Here is a 9329-nt window from a genome sequence, read left to right on the forward strand (position 1 = left end):
ATGGGTGCCGTTTTTTAATTTCCGTTTGCCTCGACCTTACCCGTATCCAATAGATACATAGAAAAGTCCTCGCCTTCCCCGTTTACCACAAGCACCCCGTCATCTGTAAACCTCGGTTTTACCAGCCGTTCTTCTACATGCTCGAAGGAAGGCAGGGCCGCTGCACGATTATCAATGACCCTGTACAGTTTGACCGAATTTGAATCTTCTTTTTCCGGTATACTCAAAGCCAGGTAATCTTCGTATACAGCATAAGCATCGAAGGGAGGAGTCTTTACCTTGTGGAGCTTTCCGTCATCCAGGCTGATATACGCCAAAACCGGGGGCCCCTCGTCATTGTAAAGCTCCGCATAGATTTTCTCATCCGTCAGTGTTACATTCACAGCCCGGTCATAGGGAACTGTGAACTCCCTTTTCTCTTCCCCGCTTTTCAAGTCATAGAGGGTAAAAAGAATACTTTTTTCACCATCTCCCACAATGGTTTCTGGTATGACAATATGTCCGTCATCAAGGGATGTCTGGCTGTTTGTGCCTTCTCCTGTGAGCTCATGCAAATTACTTTCTTTCAATGTCAGTAAATCCAGCAGTTTATATCCGGTGAATTGATCGTCAGTACCTACAGAAAGATAACTCAACAGGTTTCCATAAACCTGATAATCACCAAATAACTCGTTTGGAATTTCTTCCATTTCCTGAGTCTGCCGATTTAATGCATAACCCTTTACCCCGCTGTTCCACACAAGCCAATTGGCATCCACAGCAAATTCATACAAGCCTGCCCCCTCTTCCGGCTTGACCAGCGTCTCTGTTGTTTTCGTTTCCTTATTAAAGGAATAGAACCCTTTTCCGTCTGTGTAGACCAGCTCTTTGGTGTCCCCAATATATTTAGAGTTGATTAAAGAAGGATAGCTTGCATCTGGAACCGTCACTTTTTCTAAAGAATCTTCAAGCTGCTGCCGTACTTCATTCTCTTCCAGCTGCTCCTGGACATAGGGTGCGGCAAGTATGCCCGACAGCCCGAGGATAGCGGCAGCACTGACAAGGGGCAGAATGAGCCTGCTGCTGCGTCGGGGCTTGCGTTCGAGGCGTTTGGCTGCCTTTGTTAAAATTGTCCGCTTCTGCCTGCCTGACATGGTGATATGATCCGGGATGCTGTCCTCAAGTTCCTTTTTAATATTCTTTGGCATCTTCAATCTCCTCCTCTCCCATTGTCAGCCGCGCCATTTTCCTTCCCCTGGCCAGCCTGGTTTTCACCGTATTGGCCGGGCACTTCAAAATATCCCCGATCTCCTTTACAGAAAGCTCTGCATAATAATGGAGCCAAAGGACTTCCTTATATTTGGCCGGCAGCCTGTCGATCAGCCGGAAAGTCCAGCTTTCCCCCTCCCGCCTCAGCACTTCCTCTTCAGGGTTAAAATGGGATGAAGGCATCACACTTTTTCTATTAAAAAGATCTATTTTTCGGAAAGACCAGCTTTTCAGGTAGTTTTTGCATTCATTCACGGTCATTCTGTATAAATAGGTTTTAACGCTGGACCGGCCTTCAAATTGTTCCAGCTTCAGATAATAGCGGATATATACCTCCTGGATGATATCCTCAGCTTTCGCTTCGTCTTTCACGAAGGCATAAGCGAGCCGTGTCAGATAATGCCCATATGCATCCATGGCTTCTGTAAGCAGTTGGTCTCTTTCTATTTTCTCCAATTCCTTCCCCCCTTCTTCCCGGCAGTTAGACAATTCCGAACATGTTCTGGTTTCAAAAATAGTCTCTCTTATTTCATTTTTATCCTCTGAATGCAGCAAAAAACCGCCTATCCAGGACAGGCGGCTTGCTGATTAGTATACTTTATCTCCATTGAAGATGGAGTTTTTGACAATAACATAGTCCACATTCTTGATGGCGGACAGCTTGTTTCCTCCCGCATAGGAGATGGAGGACTGTAGATCCTGTTCCATTTCGATCAGCGTATCTTCTAAAGCACCTTTGTATTCAACGTGCATTTTCTTGCCTTCCACGTTCTTCTTTTCGCCTTTTTGGAACTCGGAAGCAGATCCGAAGTATTCTTTGTACAGCTTCCCGTTGACTTCGACTGTTTCTCCAGGAGATTCTTCATGTCCCGCAAAAAGGGAACCAATCATGACCATAGAAGCGCCGAAACGGACTGATTTGGCAATATCGCCATGTGTGCGGATGCCCCCATCCGCAATGATCGGCTTGCTTGCTGCCTTGGCGCACCATCTTAATGCCGCCAGCTGCCAGCCGCCGGTTCCAAAGCCGGTTTTGATTTTCGTAATGCAGACCTTCCCTGGCCCGATTCCAACTTTCGTTGCATCAGCACCCGCATTCTCCAGCTCACGGACTGCTTCAGGCGTGCCGACATTTCCTGCGATGACAAAGCTTCCCGGAAGGAGCTGCTTGATATGCTGAATCATTTTGATCACTGCATTGGAATGGCCATGGGCGATGTCGATTGTAATATATTCAGGAACCAGATTTTCCTCAGCCAGCTGCTGAACGAAAGTGTATTCTTCCTCTTTAACACCGACGCTGATTGACGCATATAATCCGCGTGATTTCATATCCCTTACAAATGCAAGGCGCTTCTCAGGCTGGAAGCGGTGCATGATATAAAAATAATTCTTTTCTGCTAATTGAATGGAAATGCGCTCATCAATAATTGTCTGCATATTGGCAGGCACAACCGGCAGCTTAAAGGTGCGTCCTCCAAACTCAACCGTTGTATCACACTCAGTCCTGCTGTTCACAATTGATTTTGCCGGAATTAATTGAATATCCTCGTAATCAAATACATTATCCATGAGTAAACACTCCTTATATGTGTATAAAATCAAGGTCCTGCTTCCTCGGAAGCATCCAGAGTCACTATTATTATTATTCGGCGGGCATTTATTGCCCCAACCCATTAAAGAGTTTAATACACGAACGATAAAAAGTCAACTTATAATAATGTTCGTATTTTACAAGTGAAATATCTTTTGAAAACAGATACATTCCATTTTTCGTGTGAAACAGGCTGTAAACTAGAAATCCCCCTCTTATCCGCAAAATTAAATGAATCTTTATGAGAACCTTCGACGTAAGTAACATAAGGACTTAATCTTTCTATTAAATTGTTTTCAGGAGTGGTATTTTTGGAATCGCGGATCGCACCGCCTCAAAACAGATTATCAAAAAACGCGGTAAAAGTTTGGATTACGGCCGATATGATCGGCGACATTATTGCCTTCGCCGTTCTCGGCATACTATTGTATCTGGATCATTATTTTGCATGGAAAGAGTGGATCGGGTGGATTCTGATTGGGTTAGTGGTGATTACAGTTCTCTCTATTCCCTGGTCGATCATCAGGCCGATGCTGCTTTATAAAAATTGGCGGTATGGAGTGGACGAGGAATTCCTGAAGCTGAAGTTCGGGGCGATTACCGAGAAGCACCAGCTGGTCCCTATGACAAAAATCCAATCTGTATCTGCCAGCCAGGGACCATTGATGAGGAGATATGGCCTCTATTCCATCTCGATTGAAACGATGGGCTCTTCCCACACTATTCCTGCATTGCCTGACGAAGTGGCTATGCAGCTGCGGGATACGATTGCCCGTTTCGCCAAAATAAAGGAAGTGGAACAATGATCGAGGAAAAACGCCATCACCCGCTTATCATGCTGATGAATCTTTACCAGCTGGTGAAGGGTTCCATATTCATCGTTTTCTTTCTGTTTGTTATCAAATTTGGCTCTGATGCTGCGTATGTTAAATACGGAAGGCTGGTATTCTTCCTTTTCATGGCTGTTTCCGCTGTTTCAATTGTCCTGAAATGGCTGACAAGCACCTATAAGCTTGACGGCAGTTCCTTTCATTTAAAAGAAGGGATTTTTACCAAATCGAATCAGACCATCCCTTTTTCAAAGGTACAGAATGTGAATTACCGCACCTCCCTTTTTCACCGGATATTCGGGTTGACTTCAATCCGGTTTGAAACAGGAATGACAGGCGCAGATTCAGCGATTGAATTCAAGGTCATCCGAAAGGAAGAAGCTGAAAAGCTGGAAGAACATGTTTCCCGTCCGCAGGAGGAAGGCATTTCACTTGTGGATCCGGCGGACGCTCCTCCGGCTGGCCAGGAAGCCGGAAACGAGCAAACTGCACAGCCTGTGCTTCCTGCCGGGAGGATCGTCCATTTTACCCCTGGAAAAAAGGACATCCTTAAAGCATCATTCACTTCCTTCAGCTTTCTTGTCCTTTTTTCCGCCATTGTGTCCATTTATTTTAAAATCGATGAAGTATTTGACCTGGATGAGCAGGCCCAGGGCCTTTTTGCCGCATTGATGGGTTCAAGTCTTCTTCTTGCTGGCATCCTAATCCTTCTGCTGCTCGTTTCGACCGGGATCGGAGTGGCAAGGACTTATCTTAAATACGGGAAATATGAAATTTCCTCAGATCAGGAACGGATCTATATCGTCCAGGGAGTGCTCGATGAATCCAGATTCTCCATTTTAAAAGAGAGGGTGCAGGCTATTGAGGTGAAACAGCCGCCCATCAAAAGGCTGCTGGGACTTGCAGAAGTAAAGCTGACAAGCGCCGGCGGTGTAAGCCTCGGTGAGGATTCGCCTGAAATCAGCACATTGTATCCGTTCCTCCCTGTTAAAAGAGCCTATGAAATGATTTCTGAAATCCTGCCGCAATACGAGGTCACCAGGGAAATGAAGCGGCTGCCAGGGAAGTCTTTCTGGATCCGCCTGTTAAAGCCAAGCTGGGTGTGGATTCTGGCCACTGCAGGGCTGGCATGGTTCAAGCCTGAAATCCTTGATACAGAGAGAGCCTGGCTGTTCGTTTCTGCTGGCCTCCTAATCATCATAGCCCTGTTGAGAATCCTGGATTACTGGAATACAAGATACACTCTGAACAGTCAGTTCATCCAGATGAAATCCGGAAGCCTATCCACTTCACTGTTCATTTCTAAACGGGAAAAGGTGATCGAGGTCAGCGTAACAAGCAATCTTTTTCAAAAGTGGCTCGGACTCGCTTCAATTGAAACCGTCAACAGAGCCAAGCCGGTCCTCCATTCCAGCCTTGATGATGTGCCGAAAGAAATGGCGGCAGACTTCTATGAATGGTATGTGGGAAGAGGAACGGAAATCAAGTATCAAGAATACTAAAAAAAGGCAGGCGCCCAAATCAGGGTACCTGCCTTTACGTCTATTATTTAATCATCTGCTGGACAATCTTGCGGTTGCGCTGCTTAAATACATCATTATGGGACGAGACCATCGCGGCCCTGCCGGCGTCCGGCTGGATGTATTGCTTTGCTTTGTTCACCGCATTGGCAGCATCCTGGAACGCGCCTGCAATCAGGTTAAGCTTGCCTTCATGCTGAAGGATATCCCCTGCTGCATAGAGACCCTCAATGGATGACTCACTGCAGCTGTTCCCGGAAATATAGAAATCCTGGGCAATATCAATCTTCAATCCGCTATTCTTCAATAATGAAGCATCCTGCTCATAGCCATGGTTGATGATGACTTCGTCCACATCCAGATAAGAAACTTCTCCTGTTTCACAATTGGTCAGCTCTACCTTTTCAATCTCCTCATGGCTTTCACCGGCAATCAGCTTTGTGATAGACGTGCAGCCAAGGCAGATGGCTGAGCTCCCGAGAAGCTGGGACACCTGCGCCTCATGTCCGGAAAGGTTCTCCTTCCGGAAAGCGATATACACCTGGCGTGCGACCGGCTCCAGCTCATTCGCCCAATCAATCGCAGAATTGCCGCCGCCTGAAATGATGACCGTTTTATCCTTGAAATGCTGCAGTGATTTTACCGTATAATTCAGATTGGAAACCTCAAACCGTTCAGCGCCCTCTATGTTCAGCTTCTGAGGATTCAGAATTCCGCTGCCTACAGCGACAATGATTGTCCTTGAATAATGCAGCCTTCCCGAAGATCCGGAAAGGACAAAAATTCCATCCTCCCCGCGGGAGATCGCTTCCACCTTTTCATTAAGCACAACCTCCGGATCAAAGGTCAGCCCCTGCTCTACCAGCTGTGTAATCAGCTTTGCACCTGGAGTTGGCGTCAGGCCGCCGACGTCCCAAATCATCTTTTCAGGATAAACATGTATTTTTCCGCCAAGCTGCGGCTGAAATTCAATCAGTTTTGTTTTCATTTCCCTGAGGCCGCTGTAAAAGGCTGAATAAAGGCCTGCTGGCCCCCCGCCGATAATGGTGACATCAAAAATCTCCTGCTGATTCATTCCGCTCACTCCTCATAACCAATAGAATTGATTATCATTCTCATTTAAATATACTCCTTTTTACCCTCCAGCACAACAATAAACTTATCCGAAATGTCACAGTTTCTCTTTTTTCTGTCTCACCAGGCTGGTGCATAATTGACAGGCCGGAATCATGGCCGTTTAATCGGTGTATCATTCTGCTTTTTAAATAAGACTGTTAAAGTTCAATGTTGAGATTATAAATAAAAATGGAACTTCCTCATTTTTGGAAGTTCCATTTTGTAATAATTGCTTGGTAAACTAAAGCACTCGATAGTTTAAGTGCATTTCTTCACAAACTTAGCCGTTTATTACTGGACTGTTGCACCTTTAGCTCATTTATCTCGTACTTTATTTAATTGCTCATTGGCTATCGACTAGAGCTAATTACGATACATTCCCCAAAAAATAAGGCAGCTATACAAGCTGCCTTTCGATTCAATCATATTAATCATACGGAAATACGGGCCCTATCAATATTAATTGGAACATCAATTTTATCCCTTGCTACTACTATCCCATTTTTGATAATGTACACTTCAACATAATGCTCGCCTTTGAATTCTGTTCTTTCCTTGTGACGATACTTCCCAAGGTTTCCCTCGGTTATTTCACCTCGTATTTTATCTCTTTGGTGAGCGATTTCCCCGACATTCCTAACTTTCCAGAGAACATCATAATCCCAATCTACATCCAGCGGCTCGATGGAGAATTCCAATCGTTTATCACTTCTCAAGAAAGGCAAGTGGCGCAGCGGGGTTCTATCTCTCCATCCATCTTGCGATACAAAGCAATCAATGCTAACGGAATATCTTATATCCACCGGGTATCTGTCTTCAATAAACTCTTCTGTATTTTTAGATGCAAATTGAGTGAAAAGACTTTTCTCAACTTGTTCTTCAACAAGGTTTGGAAATTTGGTTCCAAACAGTTCTTGCATTTTGGCATACATTTCATTACTGTCATTACCAATATCCTTGATTTTATTGTAAGCATTTTTGGCCTTTGTGACGAACTTCCCATCCTTGTTATAAACATGCTGGTTGCTGCCTAAAGCCTTCCAATATTCTTGCTCTTTATCCAGTTCTTTAAGGAAATAAAATAAGTCCTTCAACAACTGAGGATAATCCGAAAACTCAGCCTCATTGTACTTGGTATTTTGGTTGAAAAATTTATAAACCAACGTATCGATTAACAGGCCACCCATCTTGAAGCCTTGTTGATTTTTCCAAGCTCGGACCAAGTTACATACATTTTTGAAGTGGCCGTTGGTTTCATCAATTTTGATTTCACTTGCAGTGATTTCAGGAAGAGGATTAGTAGTCCTCCAACGTCCTCCATTATTGGAGTCTGGGTATAAAAAGGAACCATCCTCCAACTCAAAACAAGGAAGTAATTCCACATCATAATCCTTATATTCAAGGACCACCACTTGTCCATCCCCTCGAATAATGGTTCGTGGAGATAGCTCCAACAGCGTGCTTTTGACATCCTGTAACAATTGAGATTGTTTATTTCCGCTTCGCTTATTAAATTGGTTATAAACCTCCCGTGGAAGCACAAAAGCAGCATCTACATCACTGACACCATTTATAGCTGTATGGCGGCCAAGAGACCCTACTAAGAGGAAATGTTCAACTTCACTGTCATTTCCCTCATAATAGGTTTTGTTTAACTTTTTGGTAATTCTCTTTAGGCGGGTTTCCTTATCCTCTAATTTGATATCCTGCAGATATTCTACAAATTCTTCAAAAGCAGCTTCTATCCCCATTATTTCCCCCTATTAGAAAAATGTATTTTGAACAAATAAAACAACAATTGTCACAATTGTTATAAGGACAACTGCTCCAATTGCATATAGAGTCCATCTAAGGGCCAATGGAACTTTATCTCGAAATTTAAACGGACGTTGTTCCTCTATCCAGTCCGTCTCTAATTGCACGAAGAACTTATAGTGTGCGTACCAATCACTAAACATCATTTGATGTGTAATGCCGGTGTTGTTAAATTCTCCAACCAAACGTTTGTATTCGGTTTCGTGCCTTTCCAACTCTTCTTTATCTGTTTCATTTGCTCCTTGCACACTGAAATATAAATTGCGTAAGTCTTGATAAATCCGGTTTATTTTGACTCCTGCATCCTCATATTCCTTTTTTCTATCCGAAAATATGTTGATAAAAATAGTCACAATACCGATAAAAATCAAAAAGACAGAAAGTATTTTATTGATATCATCCTCTATCTCAAAAGCTAGTTGAATGACACCGGCAGTCAAAGTTCCTAGTGCAAAAAGGTTGGGAGCTTTGGCTGCTAGATCATAAGTTGCGAAATGCTTTTTTGCGCCGAAACCTACATCATACCCTTTCAACGCAATGGATTTTAAAAGGCTGTTCTTGTCCAATATAATCCTCCCTATTCCCCAGTACCTTGAATAATATATCTATTATAACAAATATTTACAATTGTAACCTTGTCAATATTCTATTAAATATTAATGAATTTTTATCTATACTGGTTGTTGTAAAAGGGCTTATTAGGCCGTCAAGGTTATAAAAATTATTTGAAGTTAACCCGAAGGCAGCCGAATACCTTCTTAGGTGGTTTTAAAAAGGAATTGATTACTTTCTGTAATAGAGAAGTTAAAAAATTCGTTAGGACCAAATGCCTGCTATTCAGGAGTGGTTCCACCTGGTTCCGACTCTCCAAATGTTCCTCTGGAGGTTTAGGATCTGGTTCTTCAACAAACCTGCCCCTTTTATCAAATAAGAAAAGCTGCCTGGTGTAGCAGCTGATCTGGAACATAAGCACCCTTTACTTTAAGAACACTGAAATCAAATATCACAGTTATCAAGGTCAATTTCGTACTCTTTTGGAATGTAATTTAACATTTTTATTGTACTATTGATTCTATTATCATTAGTTATTACAGTGAATCCAACTTCATGTATATCAATGAACGTTGCTACCTTTTTCCAATCAAGATTAGGGAACTCGGTTGGATGAATCCATTCCACATTTGGCCATAAATCATCATAATGGAT

The 9329-nt window shown here is 43.2% G+C and carries 8 protein-coding genes and 1 pseudogene; 2 read left to right on the forward strand and 7 right to left on the reverse strand.

Features of this window, described 5'->3' with window-relative positions:
* Window positions 1-14 precede the first annotated feature (14 nt).
* The 3 genes from CYJ37_RS22830 to guaC all read right to left on the reverse strand — a co-directional run bounded on the left by CYJ37_RS22830 (window position 15) and on the right by guaC (window position 2820).
* Complete coding sequence (locus CYJ37_RS22830) at window positions 15-1187, reverse strand: hypothetical protein (protein WP_101552081.1); 1173 nt, start codon at window positions 1185-1187, stop codon at window positions 15-17.
* Complete coding sequence (locus CYJ37_RS22835) at window positions 1171-1704, reverse strand: sigma-70 family RNA polymerase sigma factor (protein ID WP_101552161.1); 534 nt, start codon at window positions 1702-1704, stop codon at window positions 1171-1173. The genes CYJ37_RS22830 and CYJ37_RS22835 overlap by 17 nt, the downstream gene beginning before the upstream one ends.
* A 132-nt stretch (window positions 1705-1836) precedes the next feature.
* Complete coding sequence (guaC, locus tag CYJ37_RS22840) at window positions 1837-2820, reverse strand: GMP reductase (RefSeq protein WP_094767991.1); 984 nt, start codon at window positions 2818-2820, stop codon at window positions 1837-1839.
* A gap of 333 nt (window positions 2821-3153) precedes the next feature.
* Here guaC and CYJ37_RS22845 point away from each other — a divergent pair, with 333 nt between their 5' ends.
* On the forward strand, window positions 3154-3648 hold the full coding sequence (locus CYJ37_RS22845) for a PH domain-containing protein (protein ID WP_022543275.1): 495 nt from the start codon (window positions 3154-3156) through the stop codon (window positions 3646-3648).
* Window positions 3645-5174: a PH domain-containing protein gene (locus CYJ37_RS22850; protein ID WP_101552083.1), complete on the forward strand. Its 1530-nt coding sequence runs from the start codon at window positions 3645-3647 to the stop codon at window positions 5172-5174. The genes CYJ37_RS22845 and CYJ37_RS22850 overlap by 4 nt, the downstream gene beginning before the upstream one ends.
* Window positions 5175-5217: 43 nt before the next feature.
* Here CYJ37_RS22850 and CYJ37_RS22855 read toward each other — a convergent pair whose 3' ends face one another.
* From CYJ37_RS22855 to CYJ37_RS27525, 4 genes and pseudogenes are all read right to left on the reverse strand, one after another.
* Window positions 5218-6267, reverse strand: coding sequence for an NAD(P)/FAD-dependent oxidoreductase (locus CYJ37_RS22855; RefSeq protein ID WP_094770026.1), 1050 nt, complete (start codon window positions 6265-6267; stop codon window positions 5218-5220).
* A gap of 472 nt (window positions 6268-6739) precedes the next feature.
* On the reverse strand, window positions 6740-8059 hold the full coding sequence (locus CYJ37_RS22860; RefSeq protein ID WP_094769786.1) for a nucleotide-binding domain-containing protein: 1320 nt from the start codon (window positions 8057-8059) through the stop codon (window positions 6740-6742).
* A 12-nt stretch (window positions 8060-8071) separates the two neighbouring features.
* Window positions 8072-8689, reverse strand: coding sequence for an SLATT domain-containing protein (locus CYJ37_RS22865; protein WP_094769785.1), 618 nt, complete (start codon window positions 8687-8689; stop codon window positions 8072-8074).
* Window positions 8690-9119: 430 nt separating this feature from the next.
* Window positions 9120-9329 (reverse strand): annotated as a pseudogene (locus CYJ37_RS27525) (hypothetical protein); the annotation flags it as partial.

Source organism: Bacillus sp. UMB0728 (assembly GCF_002858875.1).
Taxonomy (GTDB): domain Bacteria; phylum Bacillota; class Bacilli; order Bacillales; family Cytobacillaceae; genus Bacillus_AB; species Bacillus_AB infantis.